At 61.4% G+C, this 23,181-nt stretch carries 18 protein-coding genes, 1 tRNA gene and 1 pseudogene; 10 read left to right on the forward strand and 10 right to left on the reverse strand.

Annotated elements, in window-relative coordinates; translation table 11 throughout:
* Nucleotides 1-11 precede the first annotated feature (11 nt).
* From V3C40_RS17390 to V3C40_RS17400, 3 genes are read right to left on the reverse strand one after another with little or no spacing between them, the layout of a single operon-like run.
* Complete coding sequence (locus tag V3C40_RS17390; RefSeq protein WP_331778082.1) at nucleotides 12-1,505, reverse strand: TolC family protein; 1,494 nt, start codon at nucleotides 1,503-1,505, stop codon at nucleotides 12-14.
* Nucleotides 1,502-4,690 (reverse strand): efflux RND transporter permease subunit, encoded by a 3,189-nt coding sequence (locus V3C40_RS17395; RefSeq protein WP_331778083.1) that lies wholly within the window; start codon nucleotides 4,688-4,690, stop codon nucleotides 1,502-1,504. Before V3C40_RS17395 ends, V3C40_RS17390 begins: the two co-directional genes overlap by 4 nt.
* A complete protein-coding gene (locus tag V3C40_RS17400) occupies nucleotides 4,690-5,856 on the reverse strand; it encodes an efflux RND transporter periplasmic adaptor subunit (RefSeq protein WP_331778084.1) in 1,167 nt (388 codons plus the stop codon). Before V3C40_RS17400 ends, V3C40_RS17395 begins: the two co-directional genes overlap by 1 nt.
* Before the next feature lie 164 nt (nucleotides 5,857-6,020).
* Between V3C40_RS17400 and V3C40_RS17405 the strand changes: the two genes are divergently transcribed.
* The 7 genes from V3C40_RS17405 (at nucleotide 6,021) to V3C40_RS17440 (ending at nucleotide 9,847) form a co-directional block, all read left to right on the forward strand.
* Nucleotides 6,021-6,386, forward strand: coding sequence for a phage tail protein (locus tag V3C40_RS17405; protein WP_331778098.1), 366 nt, complete (start codon nucleotides 6,021-6,023; stop codon nucleotides 6,384-6,386).
* Nucleotides 6,383-6,793 carry a phage virion morphogenesis protein gene (locus V3C40_RS17410; RefSeq protein WP_425324006.1) on the forward strand — a complete coding sequence of 137 codons (411 nt, stop codon included), beginning with the start codon at nucleotides 6,383-6,385 and terminating at the stop codon, nucleotides 6,791-6,793. The genes V3C40_RS17405 and V3C40_RS17410 overlap by 4 nt, the downstream gene beginning before the upstream one ends.
* Before the next feature lie 174 nt (nucleotides 6,794-6,967).
* Nucleotides 6,968-7,381: a hypothetical protein gene (locus V3C40_RS17420; protein WP_152546466.1), complete on the forward strand. Its 414-nt coding sequence runs from the start codon at nucleotides 6,968-6,970 to the stop codon at nucleotides 7,379-7,381.
* A 183-nt stretch (nucleotides 7,382-7,564) separates the two neighbouring features.
* Nucleotides 7,565-7,831, forward strand: a complete 267-nt coding sequence (locus V3C40_RS17425; protein ID WP_331778085.1) for a phage virion morphogenesis protein — start codon at nucleotides 7,565-7,567, stop codon at nucleotides 7,829-7,831.
* Nucleotides 7,828-8,031 (forward strand): phage virion morphogenesis protein, encoded by a 204-nt coding sequence (locus V3C40_RS17430; protein ID WP_331778100.1) that lies wholly within the window; start codon nucleotides 7,828-7,830, stop codon nucleotides 8,029-8,031. Before V3C40_RS17425 ends, V3C40_RS17430 begins: the two co-directional genes overlap by 4 nt.
* 213 nt (nucleotides 8,032-8,244) lie before the next feature.
* Nucleotides 8,245-9,159, forward strand: coding sequence for a hypothetical protein (locus tag V3C40_RS17435; protein ID WP_331778086.1), 915 nt, complete (start codon nucleotides 8,245-8,247; stop codon nucleotides 9,157-9,159).
* Between the two features lie 181 nt (nucleotides 9,160-9,340).
* Nucleotides 9,341-9,847, forward strand: coding sequence for a phage baseplate assembly protein V (locus tag V3C40_RS17440; RefSeq protein WP_331778087.1), 507 nt, complete (start codon nucleotides 9,341-9,343; stop codon nucleotides 9,845-9,847).
* A gap of 133 nt (nucleotides 9,848-9,980) precedes the next feature.
* Here V3C40_RS17440 and V3C40_RS17445 read toward each other — a convergent pair whose 3' ends face one another.
* From V3C40_RS17445 to V3C40_RS17470, 6 genes are all read right to left on the reverse strand, one after another.
* On the reverse strand, nucleotides 9,981-10,403 hold the full coding sequence (locus tag V3C40_RS17445) for a hypothetical protein (RefSeq protein WP_331778088.1): 423 nt from the start codon (nucleotides 10,401-10,403) through the stop codon (nucleotides 9,981-9,983).
* A gap of 132 nt (nucleotides 10,404-10,535) precedes the next feature.
* Nucleotides 10,536-10,612, reverse strand: a tRNA-Pro gene (locus V3C40_RS17450).
* A gap of 102 nt (nucleotides 10,613-10,714) precedes the next feature.
* Nucleotides 10,715-11,329: a TetR/AcrR family transcriptional regulator gene (locus tag V3C40_RS17455; protein ID WP_331778089.1), complete on the reverse strand. Its 615-nt coding sequence runs from the start codon at nucleotides 11,327-11,329 to the stop codon at nucleotides 10,715-10,717.
* Nucleotides 11,330-11,397: 68 nt separating this feature from the next.
* A complete protein-coding gene (gene adeC / locus V3C40_RS17460) occupies nucleotides 11,398-12,846 on the reverse strand; it encodes an AdeC/AdeK/OprM family multidrug efflux complex outer membrane factor (RefSeq protein WP_331778090.1) in 1,449 nt (482 codons plus the stop codon).
* 1 nt (nucleotide 12,847) lies between these two features.
* On the reverse strand, nucleotides 12,848-16,012 hold the full coding sequence (locus tag V3C40_RS17465) for an efflux RND transporter permease subunit (RefSeq protein ID WP_331778091.1): 3,165 nt from the start codon (nucleotides 16,010-16,012) through the stop codon (nucleotides 12,848-12,850).
* A 15-nt stretch (nucleotides 16,013-16,027) separates the two neighbouring features.
* Entirely contained in the window at nucleotides 16,028-17,248 is a 1,221-nt protein-coding gene (locus V3C40_RS17470; RefSeq protein WP_072452525.1) for an efflux RND transporter periplasmic adaptor subunit, read from the reverse strand.
* Nucleotides 17,249-17,674: 426 nt separating this feature from the next.
* On the opposite strand from V3C40_RS17470, the gene V3C40_RS17475 reads away from it, so the two are divergent.
* Nucleotides 17,675-19,186, forward strand: coding sequence for an ATPase domain-containing protein (locus V3C40_RS17475; protein WP_331778101.1), 1,512 nt, complete (start codon nucleotides 17,675-17,677; stop codon nucleotides 19,184-19,186).
* Nucleotides 19,187-19,193: 7 nt separating this feature from the next.
* Nucleotides 19,194-20,732, forward strand: coding sequence for a hybrid sensor histidine kinase/response regulator (locus V3C40_RS17480; RefSeq protein ID WP_331778092.1), 1,539 nt, complete (start codon nucleotides 19,194-19,196; stop codon nucleotides 20,730-20,732).
* A 3-nt stretch (nucleotides 20,733-20,735) separates the two neighbouring features.
* Here V3C40_RS17480 and V3C40_RS17485 read toward each other — a convergent pair whose 3' ends face one another.
* Complete coding sequence (locus tag V3C40_RS17485; protein ID WP_034752172.1) at nucleotides 20,736-22,622, reverse strand: MFS transporter; 1,887 nt, start codon at nucleotides 22,620-22,622, stop codon at nucleotides 20,736-20,738.
* A gap of 232 nt (nucleotides 22,623-22,854) precedes the next feature.
* On the opposite strand from V3C40_RS17485, the pseudogene V3C40_RS17490 reads away from it, so the two are divergent.
* Nucleotides 22,855-23,181 (forward strand): annotated as a pseudogene (locus V3C40_RS17490) (hypothetical protein); the annotation flags it as partial.

Raw genomic sequence — 23,181 nt, forward strand, 5'->3', positions numbered from 1 at the left:
GCGCAGTCAGGTCAAGGCCTGCCGGCGAGTTGCTTCGTCCGGGGAAGCGACCCGGCGCCCTCACAGTCGTAGCTTGCCTGCGCGCAGATCTCCCAGCCGCCGCCCAGCGCCTTGTAGATGCTGACAACGGCAAGCCGCTGGTTGGTGCGCGCGACGGCCAGCGCGCGCCGGCTGGCAAAGTCGGCCCGTTCCGCTTCGAGCACGTCCAGGTAGAGGCCTGCGCCTGCGGAAAACTGTAGCCTGGCAAGACGCGCAGCCTCGCGGTTTGCCGCCGCTTCAAGCAGCCGCAAGCCTAGCGTGCTGCCTGCCGTGCCGTGGGCTTTGAAGGCATCGTCCGTTTCCTGGAGTGCGCGCAAGACGGTCTGGTCGTAGACGAGCAGAGCTGCCTGGGCGCGTGCCTCGCTGGCGGCGATGCGGGCGCGCACGCGCCCCGTATCGAGCAGATTCCAGCGGATGACGGGGCCGAGGAAGCTCGACTGCATGCCAGCGTCGCCCATCGCATCGAGACTGCCCGCGACGAGTCCGATGGAGCCCGTTACCTGGACCTCGGGATACAGGCCTGCCGTCTCCACCCCGATGCGGGCGGTCGCGGCGGCCAGGTTACGTTCTGCCGCCGCAATATCGGCGCGCCGCGCGAGAAGCCCGGCAGGATCGCCCACGGCAATCGTCCGCACCGTCAGCGCTTCACTTGCCGGCGCGACAGCGGGAAGGCTGAACGTCTGCGGCACTTCGCCAAGCAGGACGGCCAGCGCGTTGACGGAGGCCGCGCGGCGGCGCTCCAGTTCGGGCGCGGCCACCTCCACCGAGCGCAGCAAGGCCTCGGCGCGAAGGCGGTTGAACTCGCTGGCAGAGCCTGCGCTCACCATGCGCTCGACCAGCGCCAGGCTGTCGCGCTGGCTTTGCCGGATGCTGGCAACAACATCGAGTTCAGCTTCGATGCCGCCCAGCTCGAACCAGGTGGCCGCCACCGTTGCGGCAACACCCGCCTGCACGCCGCGCAGCAAGGCCTCGCGCGAGCCCGCCTGCGCTTGGCCCGCCTCCACGGACCGCCGCACGCGGCCGAACAGGTCGATCTCCCAGGACGCATCGACGGTGCCGCGATAGCTTTCGCTCTGGCGCGGCTGGCCGGGCAGCGTTTCGGCCTTGCTCAGGCGGCGCTTCTCATACCCGAGCGCGGCGCCACCTTGCGGCAGGAAGCCCTGCCGGTCTTCGCGCAGCAAGGCTTTTGCCTCCGCGAGCCGGGCGGCAGCGATGCCGACGTCGTGGTTGGCCGCCAGCGCCCGCTGGATCAGGGTGACCAGCGCCGGGTCGTCGAAGCTGCGCCACCACTCCACCTCGACCGCTCCCGGCACAAGACCGGCTTGGGCCTGGCCTGCGCTGCCGGAAAACTGCGCTGCGGACAGCGGCGGCGGCAAAGGCGTCGCATAATCGGGGCCGACCGCGCAGCCGGCCAGCAACGTGAGCCCACTCAATGAGACTAAAATTGTTTGATACGGGCGATTCATGTCGTGCTCCTGTCCATACTTGTCTTGGTAATTGGCGTGTGGCGTTCGAAGCGGACCGCCAGGGCGCGCATCACCACATAAAACACGGGCGTGAGGAACAGTCCGAACAGTGTCACACCCAGCATGCCGGCGAACACCGCGATGCCCATGGCCTGGCGCATCTCGGAGCCGGCGCCACTGGCAAAAACCAGCGGCACGACGCCAGCGATGAAGGCAAGCGAGGTCATCAGGATGGGCCGCAGCCGCAACCGGCAAGCCTCGATGACCGCATCGAGCGCGCTCGCCCCTTCCATTTCCAGGCTACGGGCGAACTCGACAATGAGGATGGCGTTCTTGGCCGCCAGTCCGACAAGCACGATGAGCCCGATCTGCACGAAAATGTTGTTGTCGCCACCCGCCAGCCACACGCCGATGATCGCGCTCAACAAGCACATCGGTACGATCAGCAGGACGGCCAGCGGCAGCAGCCAGCTGTTGTACTGTGCGGCCAGGATCAGATAGGCGAGCAGCACACACAGCGGGAAGATGAACAGCGCCGAATCGCCGGCCAGCTTTTGCTGGTAGGTAAGGTCGGTCCATTCAAAGCTCATGCCTTCAGGCAGCACCTCCTTCGCCAGCCGTTCCATGACAGCCACGGCCTGCCCCGAACTGACGCCTGGCATCGCGCCGCCCGAGATGTCGGCCGAGGGATAGCCATTGTAGTGAACCACGCGGTCCGGACCGGAACTGGGCGTGACGGTGACAAACGACGACAAAGGCAGCATGTCGCCGGCCGCATTGCGTACCTGCAAGCGGCCGATGGCCTCGGCCTGCATGCGATGCTCGGCATCGGCCTGGGCCGTCACCTTGTAGGTCCGGCCGAAGCGGTTGAAGTCGTTGACGTAGAGGGAACCGAGGTAGATCTGCAACGATTCGAACACGTCGGCCAGGCGCACTCCCTGGCTCTTGACCTGGGTACGGTCGATGGCGACCTCGAGCTGCGGGGCATTGACGTCCAGGCTGGTCATGAGGCCGGCCACCTGTCCCGACTCGCTGGCCTTGGTCATCAGGATATGCGTCTGCTGCACCAGGGCATCGAGCCCGGCGCTGCCACGGTCCTCGACCAGCATCTTGAAACCGCCGGTCGCGCCAAGGCCGGGGACCGGCGGCGGCGGGAACACGCCGAGGAAACCGTCGGGAATGCCAGCGAACTTCGCCTGCAGGCGCCCGGCGATCGCATTCGCGGTGAGGTCGGGCGTCGTGCGCGCCTTGAACGGGTCGAGCATGACGAACATAACGGCCGCGTTCGGCACGTTGACGAAGCCGTTGATCGACAAGCCGGGGAAGGCGACGACGCTTTCAACGCCAGGCTCGGCCAGCGCAATCTTCGACATTTCCTTGGCGACCGCGTCGGTCCGGTCCAGCGATGACGAGTTGGGCAGCTGAGCGATCGCCACCAGATAGTATTTGTCCTGCATCGGCACGAAGCCCGGCGGCACGGCCTTGAAGCCGAAGAAGGTCAGCGCGAGCAGGCCGCCGTACACGAGCAAGGCCACGCCGCTGACCCTGACGACTTTGCGCACGGTGTTGCCATACGCATCCGGCGCGCGCTGGAACGGCCGGCCCAGCATCTGCAACAGGCGCTCGGCGCGGCCACGCAGGCTGCGTGGATCATGCACGGCCTCGGCCCCGGCCTTGACCTTGCCTGGCTTGAGCAGAATGCCGGCAAGCGCCGGGCTGAGCGTGAGCGAATTGACGGCCGACAGGATGGTCGAGATGGCGATCGTCAGCGCGAACTGGCGGTAGAACTCGCCCTGCAAGCCGCTCAGGAAGGCGGTCGGAATGAACACGGCGGCAAGCACCGAAGTGATCGCGATGATGGGGCCCGTGACCTCATCCATGGCGCGCCTTGCCGCTTGCCTGGGCTCCTCGCCATTTTCGATGTGGCGCTCGACGTTCTCGACCACCACGATGGCGTCATCGACGACGATGCCGATCGACAGCACCAGACCGAACAGAGACAGAGTGTTGAGCGAAAAGCCCATCAAATGCATGACGGCGAAGGTGCCGATCAGCGACACCGGCACCGCCATGAGAGGAATCAGCGACGCGCGCCAGTTGCGCAGGAACAGCACCACCACGATGACGACGAGAATGATCGCCTCGAGCAAGGTCGTTGCCACCGATTCCAGCGAGGCACGCACAAAGACCGTCGGGTCATAGGCGATGCGCGAGCTCAGTCCCGCCGGGAAATTTTCCTCCAGCCGCTGCATGGTATCGCGTACCGCCTGCGCAACATCGAGCGCATTGGCGCCTGGGCTTTGAATGATCTGCAGGGCGACGGCCGGCTCGCCGTCCAGCAGACTGCGCAGCGCATACGCGTCGGCACCCATTTCGATGCGGGCCACGTCGCGCAAACGCGTCACCTGGCCTTCGGCGCCCGTGCGGATGATGATGTCGCCGAACTGTTCCTCGTCGGTCAAGCGTCCGAGCGTGTTGACCGTCACCTGGAAGGCGGCGCTGGAGTCGGGAGACTGGCCGACGGAACCGGCGGCCACCTGTACGTTCTGTTCGCGCACGGCGGCAATCACCTCGCCGGCCGTCAGGCCGCGTGCGGCGATCAGGTTCGGATCGAGCCACAGCCGCATGCTGTATTCGCCCGCGCCCCAGACGAGGACGTCGCTGATGCCGGGAATGCGGGACAGCTCGTCGCGCACCTGGAGGTAGGCGTAATTCGATATGTACAGGGGATCGTAGCGCTTGTCGGGCGACAGCAGGTGCACCACCATCAGGATGTCCGGCGACGTTTTCTGCGTGACGACGCCCTGGCGCTGCACTTCTTCAGGCAAACGCGGCAGCGCGCGCGCGACCCGGTTCTGCACCTGGACCTGCGCCATGTCGGCGTTCGTCCCCTGCGCGAAAGTGACGGTCAAGGTCATGCGGCCGTCGGTTGCCGATTGCGACGACATGTACTGCATGCCCTCGACTCCGGTGATGGCCTGCTCGAGCGGCGCCGCCACCGTTTCGGCGATCACCTTGGGATTGGCGCCAGGATAGGCAGCGCTCACCTGCACGGTCGGCGGCGTCACGGCCGGATATTCGCTGAGCGGCATCTGGAAGAAAGCAACGATGCCGGCGAGCACCATCAGGACCGAGAGGACGATGGCAAAGATCGGACGGTCGATGAAGAAACGTGGGAAGGACATTACGCGGCCCCCGAGGTTTTCGGCACGGCGATGGGCGTGCCGTCAATCGCGGCCGACTGCGGCGTCACCTGCATGCCAGGGCGCACGAGGCCCTTGACGACGATGCGCTCGCCGGGCTGCAGCCCCTGCTCGATCACGCGCAAACCGTCGACCATCGGGCCGAGTTCGACGGGCCGGAACTCCGTCTTGTCGCCTTTGCCGACCACGAGCACATAGCGGCGCCCCTGGTCCGTGCCTATCGATTGATCGGAAACGAGCACTCTGGCTTGCTGTGCCCCTGTCTCCAGCCTGACCTTGGCAAACAGGCCGGGCGTGAGTTTTCCATCGGGATTGTCGACCACGGCGCGGACACGCACCGTTCCCGTGCCGCGGTCAGCGGCGTTGGCCAGGAAATCGACACGGCCGGGACGTGAGTATGTCTTGTCCGTGGCCAGCGCCACCATGACCTTGGCCGCCTGCGCCCCACGCGCGGTGGCGCTGGCCCGGCCGGCGGCGAGCGAGCGCAAATAGGTGCGTTCATCGACATCGAAATAGACGTGCAGGGGATCGATGGAAACGATGGTCGTCAGAGGCGTCACGCCGCTGGCCACGTAGTTGCCCTCGGTGACGAGAACCTGGCCGACACGTCCGCTGATCGGTGCCGTGACGCGCGTGAAACCGAGCTCCAGTTGCGCAGTGTCGAGCGCGGCCCTGGCGGCGTCGACCTGTGCCTTGCCCGCATGCAGCGCCGCCGTTGCCACGTCGAGACGGTCGCGCGCGACAATCTTCGTGGCGAACAGCTGTTCGGCGCGTGCATGCTCGGTCTGCGCCAGCATCGACGCCGCCTCAGCCTCGCGCAAGCGCGCCGTGGCGGCATGCACCGCCGCCTGGAACACGCGTGGATCTATCACGAAGAGCTTGCTGCCCTTCTCGACAAAGCGGCCTTCCGGCACGCTCACGTCCTGCAGGTAGCCGGCCACCTGCGGGCGCAACTCAACCCGCTTGACGGCGGTCAGCGAGCCGTTGAACTCGACGTACGGTGTTGCCTGGCGAACGATCACTTCGGCAACGGGAACGCCGGGCGGCTTGGCCGCAGCGGCAGGCGATGCCGTCTGCTTGCATCCGCTGACGGCAAGCGCGGTGCCCAGCACCGCGGTGATCAGGGTTATTGGTGTGACTTTCATCATTGTGCCTTTCGCGACTGGAGTCGACATGGTTTTGTTGAGCTGAAACAACTCCCATTGCCTTTATCCGACCTGACACACTTGGAAGGTCAAGCTTTTTTATCGATGTGAGGACTGGGGCGGCTCGGCGCGGTGATGCGCACCGTGTCGAAACTTCCTTGGCGCGTATGGCCGCCGCCATCTCCGCCCTGCAGCGCAACCATGACCGCCTGCTGGTCTTCGCCGACGAGGGCAATGTGGTGGCCCTGATCGCCTGGCTGAAAGTCCACCAGCTCGACCTGATGGCCAACGAGGAAACCCGCAAGCACGGCATTGCCTTCGAAGTAGACTTCAACAACCACGAAACGGTCGATATTTCCATCAAGCTGGACCTGACCGAACGCGTGGCCGTCAAGACCGGCGAGGTGGGCCGCCTCGACATCAAACACCTGGCCGAGATACAGCACATGCCGGCCTACGCGGACGAGTTCTGGAAACTGTATGACGGCGAGACACTTCTGCCCGAATGGCGCACGCCCGAGGCAACGCCATGAGCGGCAACCTGCACACTTTGGCAACCTTGGCCAGCGCCCTGCTGGCCAAGCTGCAACCGGCCCAGCGTCGCGCCATCAATCACAAGGTCGCCATCGACCTGCGCCGCAGCCAGACGCAGCGCATCAAGGCACAGCAGGGGCCTGATGGCGCCGCGTATCCGACACGCAAGCGGCGCAAGGAATTCAAGAGGAAGAATGGGCGGATCAAGCGGCAGAAAGCGGCCATGTTCGCCAAAATTCGCACAGCCAAATACCTGAAAGTGAAGGCGACAGGCGACCAGATCGACGTCGGCTTCTTTGGCTGGGTGGCGCGCGTGGCGCATGTGCATCAATTTGGCCAGCCCGACCGCGTTACCAAAAAAAGGGGCCCGTCTACAAGTACCCGGAGCGGCCGTTTCTGGGCTTGAGTGAACCGGATAGGACGTTGATACGCGAATCGCTGCTGCGTCACATGGAAAAAAACTAAGATGCTTCAATGCAAACTTCAACTGACATCAGTTATCAAATGAGTTAGAGTCGCGTGATATTGGCCGGTACCGGCCAAACGCAGCCACATTTACAGTTATCCTTAGTACCCAACTATGAAAAAAAATATCGTTATTTTACTCGCCACGTTGTGTTGCGGATGTGCGAGCAATAAGCCACCTATCAGCATGCATGCAACCACACCGCCAGGAACAGAAAAACTCTTGGCGAACGCCTACCGGTTAATTGATGCCTATCAGCAAGATGACGCCAAGACTTGGAACAACCTTGTTTGCATGGCGTTATCACACGAGAATGTGATTGGTCTGGCAGCAGTCAAATCTTGGGGGAAAATTCAATCCCCTCGCCTTGTGTCTGTTTCCGCCGTCTCCGATGCGGCAAACGCATTGCCCGGACATGAACGGCCGATGGTCGCTATTGAAGTCCAGGCAGAGAACTACCCTTCCAGAGAATATGAGATCAGGTTTTATGAAAGCAGTGACAGAGAATGTGTCCTTGTAACTTTTTAGATTTGGCACTTTAACTGCAACTACTCATCGGAAATTTCAACTGGCGAATGTTGCCCTAACCTTCCGACTGGACATCCAGCACCTGGCCGAGATACAGCACATGCCCGCCTATGCGGACGAGTTCTGGAAGCTGTATGACGGCGAGACCCTGCTGGCCGAATGGCGCACGCCCGAGGCGACAGCATGAGTGACGACCTGCATGCACTGGAAGCCTGGGCCGGCGCCTTGCTGGCCAAGCTGCAGCCAGCCCAGCGCCGCGCCATCAATCACAAGGTGGCCATCGACCTGCGCCGCAGCCAGGCGCAGCGCATCAAGGCGCAGCAGGCGCCGGACGGTACCGCCTACCCGGCACGCAAGCGGCGCAAGGAATTCAAGGGCAAGAATGGGCGGATCAAGCGGCAGAAGGCGGCGATGTTTGCCAAGATTCGTACCGCCAAGCACTTGAAATAAAGGCGACCAGCGACCAGATCGAAGTTGGTTTCTTTGGCTGGGTGGCGCGGGTGGCGCGCGTGCATCAGTTCGGCCAGCACGAGCGAGTAGACAAGAAGGAAGTCATCTACCAATACCCGAGGCGACCGCTACTAGGACTGAATATGTTGGAATGGAAGTTGGTACGCCATTCTTTGCTGCATCACCTGCAAAGTTCTTAGGGAAAATTGAAAATGGCAGATTTTCATCTACCTGATCAGATCATATGCATAGCGAGCATCGCACTACCTGAACAACACACACACAATTTTATTAAGAAATTCACAATAAAACAACAGAAGGCGAGATGAAAAATAGTTATACGAACTATAAAATAATTGCCATAAAACAACCAAGTTGATACACTGAAATATCATCAACTCGGAATTTTCACTATGACTGCCAAAAAACACGCACAAATTAGCACTCCTCAAGATATTGAGGAAACTTCCTTACCAGAAGAATGTTTTGTAATTATGCCAATATCAGATCAATTGGGATATGATTCCGGACATTTCGCCAAAGTTTATGAAGATATTTTCAAACCAGCATGCCAAATCGCTGGTTATAAGGCAACTAGAGCTGACGATGTTAAAGAAAGCAATTTAATACATCTTGATATTTTGAAGAGGGTTGTTCACTCGCCTATGGCTATATGTGATCTTAGCAGTCGAAATCCGAACGTATTGTTTGAACTTGGTTTGCGCCAAGCATTTGATAAACCAACAATTCTGGTTAAAGATGCAGATACACAAGATATTTTCGACATCGCTCCGATTCGCTATACAACCTATCATAAGACACTACGATACAGAGAAGTTTTAGAAGATCAGAAATCGATCTCTGATGCCATACGCTCTACTCGAGATGCAGCCGGGAAACCGTACAATGTGAATTCCTTAATAAAATTACTTGAACTCTCAAGCCCAGCAAAAATAATAGAAAACGGCCAGCCCGATCCACAAGGGTATTTTCAAGTATTGATGGCAGAGATCACACAATTAAGACGTGATTTCAGAAGCGAAAAGTTAGAAACGGGAGAAATGAAAAATTCAACAATGAATTACAACGATGAAATTAGAGGAAAAGCAGAAATATTAAGAAAAAAAGTTCAAAGGATTCAAAACTCTATAGCAACAGGATCGAAAGTCGAAAGCCTAGAAGAAAATATTGTCGAATGCATAGAATTGGGAAAAGAAGCTATTATTTATTACAATAGTAATTCCAAATTCAGGGCGGGACCTCGCCAAAAATCAGTAGAAAACGATTTAATAATATTGGAAAACTTACACATTCAGTGCCTCTTATAAATTACACCAATAAAATCCGATTCATTCTGAAAAAATCCGAAGGACTATTACGTACCTTCATCGGCATTAACTCGCTTATCAACCCGCCCCCGTCGTGCATCCGCACGCGGACTTCGGCAACATGCACTGCATGAACGCCGACCTTTCCGACCTCACCCGGTCGCTGTAAAACTTGATCCGCTTGGGCACCATTGCCGAGGTCAAAGGGGTCAAGGCGCGCGTGCGGCTCGGGCCGACACTCACCACGGAATGGCTGAGATGGGCCACGGGCAGCACGCGCACTTGGTCGGCGCCCACCGTGGGCGAACAGGTCATCGTCTTTGCCACAGGCTGTGGCCTGTCGCGCGGCCTCATCTTGCCGGTGCTGTACTCGCAGGAATTTGACGTAGCCGAATCGAGCGACAGCATCCACACCACGCACTATCCTGACGGCGCCGTGGTGCAGTACGGCCATGCGGCACACGCGCTGACGGCCACGCTGCCAGGCAGCACCGCCACCAGCTTGGGCCTTGGTTCGATGTGGGAGCGCGCAAAGGAGTGCGTTGGTATGAAGGATGACGTGGTATTCCGTGATATCCGGGCCTTGGCGGCCAAGGATGCGGCACGGCACGGCGAGAACCGCAGCGACATTCAAAAGCGCCGGGTGCACACGTCAGGCAAGACCACGGAATCTACATCAAGGAAGTGATTGCGGATGTTTCCGAGATCCCGATAACATTACCCTGGCTTGAATAAAACCCGACCTTCGCAAGTAGTCGCGGCTGCTTCCGCTCCGCAGCAGACATAGTTCTGACGCATTCGGCATATGTCGCCGCTGCCGATCAAGCGTCGTGATAAACAACGCCGTATGTGTCGAACATCGCTCCAGCCAGCTCGATCATGCTGAGGCCGCTGCGCTCCCAAAACGTCAGAAAGTATGTCAACTTGTCGCAAGGAGCTTCAGCATCCATGCCATGCAGCGCACAAATCGTGGCTCTGATACGCAACACATCAGGGTCATCCGACATATCGCGCCCACGGATGGCCTCCCAAAGCATCGCCCGGGCAGCTAAGGCCTCGCTATCCGTTGCCGCGCCCTCAAAATATCGCTTAGCAACCAAAACAGAAGATTGCGCGATAAGGGGCAGACATTCGATCACACGCGCCAGGGCGCTGACCATAAAGCATTGAGCATCACCGTGCTCTGCCGAATCATCCAGATCAACGGTGGATGAAATAACATCAAAAGGATTACGGTGAGACATGCTGACTTTCCAAGCAAAGCTTGCTTGGTCATACGTCGCGTAAACGGAAAAACCCAGCACCGATATTATACAAACGTATAATATACAGTACTGGGTTTCTATACAGCTTGCGCCGTAAGTCCTTGAATCTAATGGTCGGGGCGAGAAGATTCGAACTTCCGACCCCATGCACCCCATGCATGTACGCTACCAGGCTGCGCTACGCCCCGACGAGGTGGGAATTATAGCAGACGCTTTTAGGTTTTTGCCATGCTTTGCGCATGATTCATATCGAACTGCGCAAACTTTTTTGCATGCCCCGTCCAGGCGCCCTATTCGCTCAGCAGCAGCGCCGTGAGGACGATGCGGAAACCGGCGATCAGCGGTTCGACCTTGACGTCTGGATTGTGCACCACCCGCACGGGCAAGCCCTGGTACATGGCGATCATGGCGTTCAGGCGCCCTTCCAGCATCTCCTCATCGGCCGGCAAGCCGCGCTTGATGCGCGCGTCGCGGATGATGGCGAGTAGCTGCTGGCGCGAACGCACGTCCGCGCAGCGCAGCATCTCGGCAATGGCGGGATTGCGCGAGGCCTCGGCAAAAATTTCCAGCGGCATTACCCACGTTTTCGGGTCCAGGCTTTCCAGCACATGCTCGCCCGCATTGTCGATCACGGACTGCAGCGGATCTTCGCGCTGCGCCAGATCCTGCATCAGGTTCGACACCCGCTCGGTGTTCTTCATGACGAAGGCGGCGATGATCGCATCCTTGCTGTCAAAATAATTATAGATGTGGCCCGCGCTCATGCCGGCCGCTTTCGATATCTCGGCCATGCTGGCGCCGTGAAAGCCGCGGCGGCTGAAACAGCTTTCGGCCGCATCGAGGACCTGCTTGCGCCGCGTGTTGGCGCGCTCGGGGTCCGGATGCTTCTTTTCAACTTGGTTCATGATTTTCCAGTAGCGCGCCGGCCTTGCCCCTGCGGACAAGGGCAAGGCCGGCGTCGGCGTCCCCGTGATTATTGGGCGCCGCCAGCCGCCGCGACGGCTGTCTGCTCAGGCTGCCAACCGCCGCCCAGCACCTTGTACAAGGTGACCAGGTTGGTCGATTTGGCCAGGCGCGCCGTGATCAGGCTTTGCTGCGCCGTGTACAGCGCGCGCTGGGCCACCAGGGCGTTCAGGTAGGACTCGGCGCCCTGCTTGTAACGCGCATCGTGGATGGTGTAGCTCTTCGTCGACGCCTCGACCAGCGAGACCTGCGATTGCAGGCGCTCGTCGATGGTGCCGCGCTGGGCCAGCGCATCGGACACTTCACGGAAGGCGACCTGGATCGCCTTTTCGTATTGCGCCACGGAGATTTCACGCTGCACCTTGGCGATATCGAGGTTGGCGCGGTTCACGCCGCCATCGAAGATCGGCAAGCTGATCTGCGGCAGGAAACTCCACGTGCCGCTGCCGCCCTTGAACAGGCCGGACAGGTTGTCGCTGACCGAACCCGCCGTCGCCGTCAGCGAAATGCGCGGGAAGAAAGCCGCGCGCGCCGCGCCGATGTTGGCGTTGGCCGCGCGCAAGGTGCGCTCGGCCGCCAGCACGTCGGGACGGCGTTGCAGCACGTCCGACGGCACGCCGGACGGAATGTCCGCCAGGGCCGTCACGGCGCCGAACTCGCCTTGCGGCAGCAGGTCGGCCGGCACGGGGCCGCCCACCAGCAAGACCAGCGCGTTCTGGTCGAGCGCAACCTGGCTCGTGTAGACGGCCACGTCGGAACGGGCAGCCTCCACGCTGGTCTGGGCATCGTACTTGTCCAGGCCCGACGTGGCGCCGGCACTGAAGCGGCGCACGGCCAGGTCATACGACGACTGCTGGCTCTTCAGCGTGTCTTGCGCCACGCGCAGGCGCTGCTGGTCGGCCACCAGGTTCAGATAGGTGCTGGCCACTTCGGCCACCAGGCTGATCTGCTGTGCACGGCGTGCTTCTTCCGTGCCCAGGTATTGTTCCAGCGCGCTGTCGGACAGGCTGCGCACGCGGCCGAAGAAGTCCAGCTCGTACGCCGACACGCCCAGGTTCGCCGTGTACTGGCGATTGATGGACGCTTCGCCGGTGGCGCTCTGGTTTTTCGAGATACGCGTGGCCGACTGGCCGCCCGAGGCCGACAGGGTCGGGATCAGGGCGGCGCGTTCGATGCCGTAGGTGGCGCGCGCCTTCTCGATGTTCAGGATCGAGACGCGCAGGTCGCGGTTGTTGGCCAGCGCCAGTTCCAGTACCTGGCGCAAACGCGCATCGGCAAAGAACTCGCGCCAGGCGACGTCCGCCACCGGCTTGGCGTCGGCGGCGGCCATGTCGGCCTTGTAGGAAGGACCGGTCGGCCACGCCGTGGGCGCCGGCGCTGCCGGACGCTCGTACGTGGGGGCCAGGCTGCAACCGGCCAGCAAGGCCAGTGCCGCCATGGAGAGTAGCGTTTTTTTCATATTAATGCGCATCCTTAGAAAGCGTGACGGCTGGCGAACCAGGCGTCGCCGGCGTGGTTGGCGCGTCCGGCTTCGAGAAGAAGCCGCGCACCAGCACGAAGAACACCGGCACGAAGAAGATACCAAGGAACGTGGCCGTCAACATGCCGCCCAGCACGCCGATACCGATGGCGTTCTGGCTGCCGGAACCGGCGCCGCTGGAAATCGCCAGTGGCAACACGCCCAGACCGAAAGCGATCGAGGTCATCAGAATTGGACGCAGACGCAGACGCACCGCATGCAAGGTCGCGTCCAGCAGCGACATGCCCGATTCCTGCATTTCCTTGGCGAATTCGACGATCAGAATCGCATTCTTCGCCGACAGACCCACCACCGTGAGCAAGCCCACCTGGAAGTACACGTCGTTCGACAGGCCGAAGAACCAGGTGCCCAGCACGGCACCGATCACGCCCAGCGGTACCACCAGCAGCACCGAGAAAGGAATCGACCAGCTTTCATACAGCGCGGCCAGGCACAGGAAGACGATCAGCAAGGACAGCGCATACAGCTGCGGCGTCTGCGAACCGGATTCGCGCTCTTCCAGCGACACGCCGGTCCAGCTCATGCCGATGCCTGGCGGCAGCTTGGCGACCATCTCTTCCATCGCGTTCATGGCGGCGCCCGTGCTCTGGCCCGGCGCCGGCGTACCGAGGATCTCCACCGACGGCAAGCCGTTGTAGCGTTCCAGGCGCGGCGAAGCATAGATCCACTTGCCCGTGGCGAATGCCGAGAACGGCACCATCTGGCCAGCGCTATTGCGCACGAACCATTTGTTCAAGTCTTCCGGCAGCATGCGCGATTCGGCATTACCCTGCATGAACACTTTCTTCACACGGCCGCGGTCGAGGAAGTCGTTCACATACGAACTACCCCAGCCCACGCTCAGCACGCGGTTGATTTCCGAGATCTGCAAGCCCAGCGCGGTAGCTTTCTGCTGGTCGATGTCGATCTTGTACTGCGGCGTATCTTCCTGGCCGTTCGGACGCACGCCAACCATGGCAGGATTCTGCGAGGCCATGCCCAGCAACTGGTTACGCGCCGCCATCAGGGCGTCATGGCCGACACCGCCGATATCCTGCAACTGCATGTCGAAACCGGTGGCGTTACCCAGTTCCAGCACGGCAGGCGGAGCGAACGTAAACACCATCGCATCCTTGATCTGCAACAGCTTGCCCATGGCGCGACCGGCCACGGCCGGCGCTTTTTGCGCCACGTCCTTGCGCAGCGACCAGTCTTTCAGGCGCACGAAGGCGATACCCGTATTCTGGCCGTTACCACCGAAGCTGAAACCGGCCACGGCAAACACGGAAGCGACGTTGTCTTTCTCGCTGTTCATGAAGTGGTCTTCGACCTGCTCGATCACTTTCAGGGTGCGCTCTTGCGTGGCGCCCGTCGGCAATTGAATCTGCGTAAACAGGATGCCCTGGTCTTCTTCCGGCAGGAAGGAGGTCGGCAGGCGCATGAAGACGAATACCAGGCCGGCCAGCAGGATGACGTACAACAGCATCGAACGGGCGCGGTGGCGGATCATGCTGCCGACCATGCCCTGGTATTTGTTGCTGCTGCTATCGAAGCTGCGGTTGAACCAGCCGAAGAAACCCTTGTTCGTTGCGTGATGGCCCTTTTCGACCGGTTTCAGCAAGGTGGCGCACAAGGCTGGCGTAAACACCAGCGCGACGACGACGGACAGCACCATCGACGAGACGATCGTGATCGAGAACTGGCGGTAAATCACGCCCGTCGAACCACCGAAGAAAGCCATCGGCACGAACACGGCCGACAGCACCATGGCGATACCGACCAGCGCGCCCGTGATCTGCGTCATGGACTTGCGCGTCGCTTCCAGCGGCGACAAGCCCTCTTCGCTCATCACGCGCTCGACGTTTTCCACCACCACGATCGCATCGTCGACCAGCAGGCCGATGGCCAGCACCATGGCGAACATGGTGAGCGTATTGATCGAATAGCCGAATGCATTCAGGATGCCGAAGGTACCGAGCAGCACGACCGGCACGGCCATGGTCGGGATCAGGGTGGCGCGGAAATTTTGCAGGAACAGATACATCACCAGGAATACCAAGATGACGGCTTCGACCAGGGTTTTCACCACTTCTTCGATCGACAGTTTCACGAACGGAGTCGTGTCGAACGCCACTTGGTAGCTCATGCCTTCAGGGAATTGCTTGCTCAGGTTGCCCAGCATGGCTTTCGCCGCATTGGCCGTATCGAGCGCATTGGCGCCCGTCGCCAGCTTGATCGCCACGCCGGTCGCCGCATGGCCGTTGTAGCGGGCCACGGTGTTGTAGTTCTCGCGGCCCAGTTCCATGCTTGCCACATCCTTCAGGTGCACCATGGCGCCCTCGGTGGTGGTTTTCAGCAAGATGGCGCCGAACTGCTCCACCGTTTGCAAGCGGCTTTGCGCCGAGACGGTGGCGTTCAGCTGCTGGCCCTTGACGGACGGCGTGCCGCCCAGTTCACCGGCCGACACTTCCGCATTCTGCGCCTGCACGGCCGTGATCACGTCCGCCGGGGTCAGATTGAAGCTTTGCAGCTTGGCCGGGTCGAGCCAGATACGCATCGCGTACTGCGAACCGAACAGGGTCACGTCGCCCACGCCGGCAACACGGCTCAGCGGATCGACGACGTTGGCGGCCACATAGTCGCTCAAGTCGGTCTGGTCCATCTTGCCGTTTTCGGAAATGAAGCCGAACACCATCAGGAAGTTCTTCGTCGCTTTCGACACAACAAGACCCTGTTGTGTGACAGCCGTCGGCAGCAGTGGCGTGGCCAGCTGCAGCTTGTTCTGTACCTGCACCTGGGCGATGTCGGGATTGGTGCCGCTGGTAAACGTCAGCGTGATGCTGATGCCGCCAGTCGCATCGCTCGACGAAGACATGTAGCGCAAGCCGTCGATACCCTTCATCTTTTGTTCGATGACCTGGGTGACGGCATCTTCCACGGTCTTGGCGGAGGCGCCAGGATAGGAGCCGCTGATCGAAATCGACGGCGGAGCGATGCTCGGGTACTGCGCGATCGGCAGGCTGAGGATCGAAATCACGCCGGCAAGCATGATGACGATCGCGACCACCCAGGCAAAAATCGGGCGGTCAATGAAAAAACGGGCCATTAATATTCTCCTGAATTAGTGGGCGCTGGCAGCCGATGCTGCGGCAGAGGCGGCAGCGGCGGGCGCAGGTGCAGGAGCGGCTTCGGCCTTGGCTGGTACGGCAACGGCTGGGGCGCCTGGCTTGACTTTTTGCAAGCCTTCCACGATCACGCGGTCGCCTGCGGCCAGGCCGGACGTCACCAGCCAGTTGGTGCCGACGGTGCCGCTGGTGGTCAGTACGCGCTGTTCGACCTTGTTTTCCTTGTTCAGTATCATGGCCGTGGCCTGGCCCTTCTGGTTGCGCGTCACGCCCACTTGCGGCACGGTAATGGCTTTCTCATCGACGCCCGTTTCCAGCTGCGCGCGCACGTACATACCTGGCAGCAATTCGCCTTTCGGGTTCGGGAACAACGCGCGCAAGATCACGTTACCCGTGGTCGGATCGACCGTCACGCCGGAAAACTGCAGCTTGCCCGATTCGCCGTACTTGCTGCCGTCCGGCAAGATCAAATCGACCTTGGCCTGGCCTTCGCCCACTTTCTTCAGCGAACCATCGGCCATCTGGCGCTTCAAGCGCAGCAAATCGGTGCTCGACTGGGTCACGTCGACATAGATCGGGTCGAGTTGCTGCACGGTCGTCAGCGCTTCGGCCTGGCCCGCCGTGACCAGCGCGCCGGCCGTCACGGTCGAGCGGCTGGTGCGGCCGCTGATCGGCGCCGTCACGGTGCTGTAGCGCAGGTTGATGTTGGCCGATTCCAGCGCCGCAGTGGCGGACTCGACGTCTGCCTTGGCTTGCTCGAACGCAGCGACGGCATCATCGTATTCCTGGCGGCTCACACCTTCGATGGCGACCAGTTCCTTGTAGCGCGACGCTTTCGGACCGGCCGTCAGCAGATTGGCCTTGGCTTTCGACAGCGCGGCCTTGGCCGAATTGGCGGCCGCCTGGTAAGTGGCGGAATCGATCTGGTACAGGGCCGTGCCCGCTTTTACGTCGCTACCTTCGACGAACAGGCGCTTCTGGATCAAGCCGCCGACTTGCGGGCGCACATCGGCGACCTGGTAGGCATTGGTACGGCCGGGCAATTCGGCGCTCATCGGCAACGCGGCCGGATTAACAGTAAACACGACCACCTGTGGCGCTTGCTGCGCGTGAGGTGCTTCCTGTTTTTTACTGCAGCCGGCCATGATTACAGTGGCGCACAGAACGGCAATAGCGCCGCTCGTACGCGGCGACGTCAGGGAAAAGGTTGGTTGCATCTTGGACTTTCTGAAAAAGAAGCTGGCTAGTGTCGTTAGAAATGACTAAATTTATTAACGCAGATCAAAGAATGAACGATCATTCTAAAATCGTCAAGCATCGTTACAATTGAAACATAGCAACCATCAAGCGAATTAAATTATCAATGAAGCAACAAAATGAGGACAACTACAGCGGCGGCACGCCAGCAAAACCGGCTACGAAGCTGACAGATGGTGGCAAAAATGGCAATGCGGAAAAGGTGGATTGAGTGAATACTGTAGCAGGGTCATGATTTCTTTGCTGAACTGGCCGACACGGACGCAACACCGCCCTTCCTGGCAAGCATGGCGAAATAATTATTTACCAATGGTATCGAAAAGACACATCCCGGCAGACGCGCTACTATATTGTCCACGGCGTGGCGAAGCGGGGGTGCGATGATGATGGCACAGGCGCAAGGAACGCAAGGAACGGCCCAACACGATGGTGCGGGCGGCCTGGACGCACTGCTGTCGACGGGCGTGCCCGGCCTCGACGCCATACTCACGGGCGGCCTGCTGGCCGAGCGGCTGTACCTGGTCGAAGGCGTGCCCGGCACAGGCAAGACCACCTTGGCGCTGCAGTTTCTGGCCGAAGGGGCGCGCAGCGGCGTGCCCGTGCTGTATATCGCCCTGGCCGAATCCGAGATCGAACTGCGCGCCGCCGCCCTGTCGCACGGCTGGGACCTGGCCGGCATCGCCATCGAAGAAGTGGCGCCCAACGACGACATGCTCGACCCCGAACGCCAGTACACCATCTTCCACCCATCGGAAATCGAACTGGCCTCGACCAACCAGCGCATCCTGGCCGCCATCGAAAAGCACCGCCCGGCCCGCCTCGTGCTCGATTCGCTGTCCGAATTGCAACTGCTGGCGGAAAACCCGCTGCGCTACCGGCGCCAGGTCGTGGCCCTGAAACAATACATGGCCAGCCGGCACTGCACCACCATGCTGATCGATGACCGTTCCGCGCTCGACGACGGCTTGCAAGTGCGTAGCGTGGCCCACTGCGTGATCTCGCTGGAGCTGCAAAACCAGGACTACGGCACTGACCGGCGCCGTGTGCGCGTGGTGAAATACCGGGGCGTGCCGTTTCGCAGCGGCACGCACGACTACAAGATCGCCCATGAGGGCCTGGTCGTCTTTCCGCGCCTGGTGGCGGCCGACACGCGCCGCGATGGCGGCCATCGGCGCCTGTCGAGCGGCGTGCCCGAGCTCGACGCCATGATAGGCGGCGGCCTGGAAGAAGGCATGAGCACGCTCATTTCCGGCCCCGCCGGCAGCGGCAAGTCCACCCTGGCGGCGCAATTCGTGCACGCGGCCACGGAGCGAGGCGAACCGTGCGCCATGTTCCTGTTCGAGGAAGCGCGCAGCAAGCTGCTGACCCGGGCCGACAGCGTGGGCATGCGCCTGCAGGCGGCGCTCGATACGGGTTTGCTGAGCGCACAGCAGATCGACCCGGCCGAGCTGACACCGGGCGAATTCGCCCAGGCCGTGGTCGACGCAGCGCAGCGGGGCGCCAGGGTGATCGTCATCGATAGCCTGAACGGCTACATGCATGCCGTACCCGATGAGCGCTTCCAGAGCACCTACCTGCACGAACTGCTCAATTACCTGAGCCAGCACGGCGTGGCCACCCTGCTCGTCGGCGTGCAGCAAAACATGCTGGGCACCGCGATGACGACGGCGGCCGACGCCAGCTACCTGGCCGACAGCGTCATCATGCTGCGCTACTACGAAACGGAAGGCGAGGTGCGGCAAGCCATTTCCGTCTTCAAGAAGCGCGGCAGCGCGCACGAGCGCAGCATCCGCCGCTTCGACATCAGCCCGCAAGGCGTGCGCATCGGCCCGGCCCTGGCCGGTTTTCACGGCATCCTGTCGGGCTTGCCCACCATTGGCGGCACGCCATTTCCCTAGGAACGCCATGGAGCTGCGCATCCTGATCTATGCGCCTGCCGGCCAGGATGCCGCCCTGGCCGGCACGGTATTGGCAGGCAGCGCCATCGCCAGCCACGCCTGCCGCTCGCCCGGCGAACTGGCCGAAGAGCTGGCGCTGGGCGCCGGCGGCGTGCTGACGGTGGACGAGGCCTTGCACGCCGGCGTCTACGCCGTGCTCGACGCCTATACACGCCAGCAGCCGGACTGGTCCGACTTGCCGATTACGGTGCTGACGCACGCGCGGCTCGATTCCCTGCCCTTGCGGCAAGCCATTGCCACCCTGGGCAACCTGACCCTGCTGGAACGCCCCGTGCACATATTGACCCTGATCACTTCGGCCCACGCCATGCTGCGCGCGCGCCAGCGCCAATACCAGGTGCGCGAGACGCAGCGGCGCAAGGATGAATTCATTGCCAGCCTCGGGCATGAACTGCGCAATCCGCTGGCGCCCATCAAGTCGTCGGTGGCCCTGCTCAAGCACCTGTTTCCGTCCTCGGAGCAAGTCGCCAAGCTGAGCGACGTGATCGAGCGCCAAGTGACGCACCTGACGCGGCTAGTGGATGACTTGCTCGACGTGGCGCGCATCACCAGCGGCAAGGTAGTGCTGCAGCGCAAGGAATTTGAGCTGCAGCAAGTGCTCGAGCATGTCATCGAACTGTGCCAGCCTGCGGCCAGCAGCCGGCGCATCGGCATCACGCTGGAATTGCCGCCACATGCCGTGACCTTGCACGCCGACTATGCCAGGGTGGTGCAGATATTTGCCAATATCGTCTCGAATGCCGTGAAGTTCACACAAGAAGGCGGACACATCAACATGACGGCGCGCCTGGCGCAGGGCCAGTTACAGGTGATGGTCGAAGACAATGGCATCGGCATCGATCCGGACGCCCTCGCGCGCATCTTTTCCATGTTCGAACAGGGACGCACGGTGGCAGGCCAGATAAAAAGTGGCCTGGGCATCGGCCTCAGCCTGGCGCGCCAATTTGCCGAAATGCATGGCGGCAGCATCGAGGCCTACAGCGATGGCGCCGGGCGTGGCAGCCGCTTCATCGTCACGTTGCCGGCCAGCGCCGGTGGCGCCCCGGCCGCCATGCCGGCCTCCAGGAACGACGCGCCCGTGAGCGCGGGCCAGCCCGTACAAGTGCTGGTGGTGGACGATAACCGCGACGCGGCCGATTCCCTGCAAAGCCTGTTCCAGCTCGAGGGCTATGCGGCCACGGTCGCGTATGGCGGCGCGCAGTCGCTGGCGGCCGTCGAGCTGGCGTGGCCGCAACTGGTCGTGATGGATCTGGGGATGCCGGACATGGATGGCTACGAAGCGGCGCGCCAGATCCGCCAGCGCGCGCACGGGCGCGACGTGCTGATGATCGCCCTGACGGGCTGGGGCCAGGGCGAGGCGCGCGCACGCACGGAGCAAGCCGGCTTCGACCATCACCTGACAAAACCGGTGGATTTCGACGCCATCGCCGCCCTGCTGGAACAGCACCTGGCGCAGCGGACGGCGGCCGCTACGCAGACGCAGTAGCGTTTACTTCCACTTGCCGCGCAATTCCTGCACCTTCTGTTGCAGCAACTCCGGCGTGGCGGCCTCGGGCGCCACGGGTACGCCGACGGCCAGTGACAGACGCGAGCGCAGGCCCGCCTTGAAGGCGCGCTCGAACAAATGGCCATTGCGATGGCTCAACAAATGTCCCCACAAGCCGCGCAGCGCCAGCGGAATCACGGGCACCTTGCTGCGCTCGACGATTTTGGCGATGCCGCCCTTGAATTCGCTGATCTGGCCCGTGCGGGTCAGCTTGCCTTCGGGGAAGATGCACACGAGTTCGCCCTCGTGCAGCGCTTGCGCGATATCGATGAACGCCTTTTCCATCAGGAAAGGATCTTCCTTGGCGGGCGCGATGGGAATCGCCTTGGCCGTACGGAAAATCCAGCCCATCAGCGGCATTTTGAAGATGCGGTGATCCATGACGAAACGGATGGGGCGGGGGCTGGCCGCCATGATGACGATGGCGTCCACATAGCTGACATGGTTGCACACCAGCACGGCCGCCCCTTCCGTGGGAATGCGTTCGCCATCGACGACTTTAACACGGTGCACGGTCTGGATGAGTATCCATGCGAGGAAGCGCATGAGGAATTCCGGCACCAGCGAGAAGATGTAGGCGGCCACCAGCGCATTGAGGATCGCCGTGACGAGGAACAGTTCGGGGATGGTAAAGCCCTTGCCCAGCAGCACGATGGCCACGCCGGCGGCAGCCACCATGAACAGGGCGTTGAGAATATTCATGCCGGCGATCGTGCGCGAAATGTGTTTCGGGTCGCAGCGCGTCTGGATCAGGGCGAACAGGGGCACGATGAAGAAGCCGCCGAAGACGCCGATCATGACGATGTCGATCAGGATGCGCGGCACGCCCGCCTGGCTGACGAACGCCAGCGCATCGACCACTTGCGTGTTCGCATACGCATTGCTGGCGAAATACAGGTCGATGCCGAACAGCGACAGGCCGATGGAGCCGAACGGCACCAGGCCGATCTCGATCTTGTGGCCGGACAACCTTTCACACAGCAGGGAGCCCGTGCCGATGCCGACGGAAAACACGGTCAGCAGCAGCACGAACACGCTGTGGTCGCCATGCAGGAAGTCCTTGGAGTAGACGGGAAACTGGGCCAGGATCAGCGCGCCGTAAAACCAAAACCACGAATTGCCCAGCATGGCCAGGAAAACGGGACGGTTCTTGCGCGAAAAATTCAGATTGCGGAACGATTCGGCGACAAAATTCAGGCTCACCTTCAAATCCGGCTCCGGCGCGGGCGTGCGCGGCACGCGGTAGCTGGCGATCAGGCCGAACACGGCCACGGCAATCGTCGCGCCGGCCACCAATTCCACGCCCAGCGGCTTGTGCACGATCAGCACGGCGCCGAGGATTTCACCCAGCAAGATGCCGACAAACGTGCCCATCTCGATCAGGCCATTGCCGCCGACCAATTCCTCGGGTTTCAGTTGCTGCGGCAGGTAGGCATACTTGACGGGGCCGAACAGGGTCGAATGTACACCCATGCCGACGACGGCGGCCACCAGCAGCCACAAGGTGTGCGTCATCCAGCCGGCGGCGGCGACCGCCATGATGGCCAGCTCCATCCATTTCACGAAGCGGGCCAGGCCCGCCTTTTCAAACTTGTCGGCCAGCTGGCCGGCCGTGGCCGAGAACACGACGTAGGGCAGGATGAACAGGCCGGGGATCAAATTGGTGATGGTGGACGGGTCGAGCGTGGTCCAGCTCAGCGCATCGTAGGCGAGGATCACCATCAGGGCCGTCTTGAACAGATTGTCGTTGAAGGCGCCAAAGAACTGGGTCCAGAAGAAGGGCCCGAAACGGCGCTGCGACAATAAGGAAAACTGGCTGCTTTGACTCATGGCATGGGGAACCGGCAATTAAGGAATTGCTAAAATACAGCACTATCTTGCGCACGACAATCTGAATGTCGCCATCTTGCTTAGCGTCAATACGGAAAGCGCCGCGCCGCGCCATGCTGGCCCCGCACCTGACGCCTTTCCCCTACACAACAAAAAACGCCCGTTTCTTGATAATAAGGTAATGTGCGCATACTGCGGAGTCTTCGCCCCGCCCCTCCAGGAAAGCTGACCCATGTTTGGATTGATAACGCTGTTCATCCTTGGCGTGCTGATCACCGGCTTCGTGCTGGTGCTGCAGTACCGCAGAAAAGTGGCGGATCTGGAATTGCTGACGGCGCGCCTGCGCAAGGAAGTCGACGGCATACAGCAGCGCCTGCTAACCTTGGAAGGCCAGGACGTAGCGCCAGCTGCCGCGCCTGCCGTGCCCGCTGCCGTTGCGCCAGTGGCAGTGCCGACGCCCGTTTCCGTGCCTGCACCGGCGCCGGTGCAGGTGTCGAAGGCAGCCGTGATCGAACCGGTCGAGCTGGCAAAGGCCGCGCCGGCCGCGCCCGTGCCGCCG

It is taken from the genome of Janthinobacterium sp. LS2A (genome assembly GCF_036543145.1).
GTDB classification, from domain to species: Bacteria; Pseudomonadota; Gammaproteobacteria; order Burkholderiales; family Burkholderiaceae_D; genus Janthinobacterium; species Janthinobacterium aestuarii.

Coding starts and splice junctions, on each gene's coding strand:
- V3C40_RS17390 (WP_331778082.1), bottom strand. CDS start 1,505: ATGAATCGCCCGTATCAAACAATTTTAGTCTCATTGAGTGGGCTCACG.
- V3C40_RS17395 (WP_331778083.1), bottom strand. CDS start 4,690: ATGTCCTTCCCACGTTTCTTCATCGACCGTCCGATCTTTGCCATCGTC.
- V3C40_RS17400 (WP_331778084.1), bottom strand. CDS start 5,856: ATGATGAAAGTCACACCAATAACCCTGATCACCGCGGTGCTGGGCACC.
- V3C40_RS17405 (WP_331778098.1), top strand. CDS start 6,021: ATGGCCGCCGCCATCTCCGCCCTGCAGCGCAACCATGACCGCCTGCTG.
- V3C40_RS17410 (WP_425324006.1), top strand. CDS start 6,383: ATGAGCGGCAACCTGCACACTTTGGCAACCTTGGCCAGCGCCCTGCTG.
- V3C40_RS17420 (WP_152546466.1), top strand. CDS start 6,968: ATGAAAAAAAATATCGTTATTTTACTCGCCACGTTGTGTTGCGGATGT.
- V3C40_RS17425 (WP_331778085.1), top strand. CDS start 7,565: ATGAGTGACGACCTGCATGCACTGGAAGCCTGGGCCGGCGCCTTGCTG.
- V3C40_RS17435 (WP_331778086.1), top strand. CDS start 8,245: ATGACTGCCAAAAAACACGCACAAATTAGCACTCCTCAAGATATTGAG.
- V3C40_RS17445 (WP_331778088.1), bottom strand. CDS start 10,403: ATGTCTCACCGTAATCCTTTTGATGTTATTTCATCCACCGTTGATCTG.
- V3C40_RS17455 (WP_331778089.1), bottom strand. CDS start 11,329: ATGAACCAAGTTGAAAAGAAGCATCCGGACCCCGAGCGCGCCAACACG.
- adeC (WP_331778090.1), bottom strand. CDS start 12,846: ATGAAAAAAACGCTACTCTCCATGGCGGCACTGGCCTTGCTGGCCGGT.
- V3C40_RS17465 (WP_331778091.1), bottom strand. CDS start 16,012: ATGGCCCGTTTTTTCATTGACCGCCCGATTTTTGCCTGGGTGGTCGCG.
- V3C40_RS17470 (WP_072452525.1), bottom strand. CDS start 17,248: ATGCAACCAACCTTTTCCCTGACGTCGCCGCGTACGAGCGGCGCTATT.
- V3C40_RS17475 (WP_331778101.1), top strand. CDS start 17,675: ATGGCACAGGCGCAAGGAACGCAAGGAACGGCCCAACACGATGGTGCG.
- V3C40_RS17480 (WP_331778092.1), top strand. CDS start 19,194: ATGGAGCTGCGCATCCTGATCTATGCGCCTGCCGGCCAGGATGCCGCC.
- V3C40_RS17485 (WP_034752172.1), bottom strand. CDS start 22,622: ATGAGTCAAAGCAGCCAGTTTTCCTTATTGTCGCAGCGCCGTTTCGGG.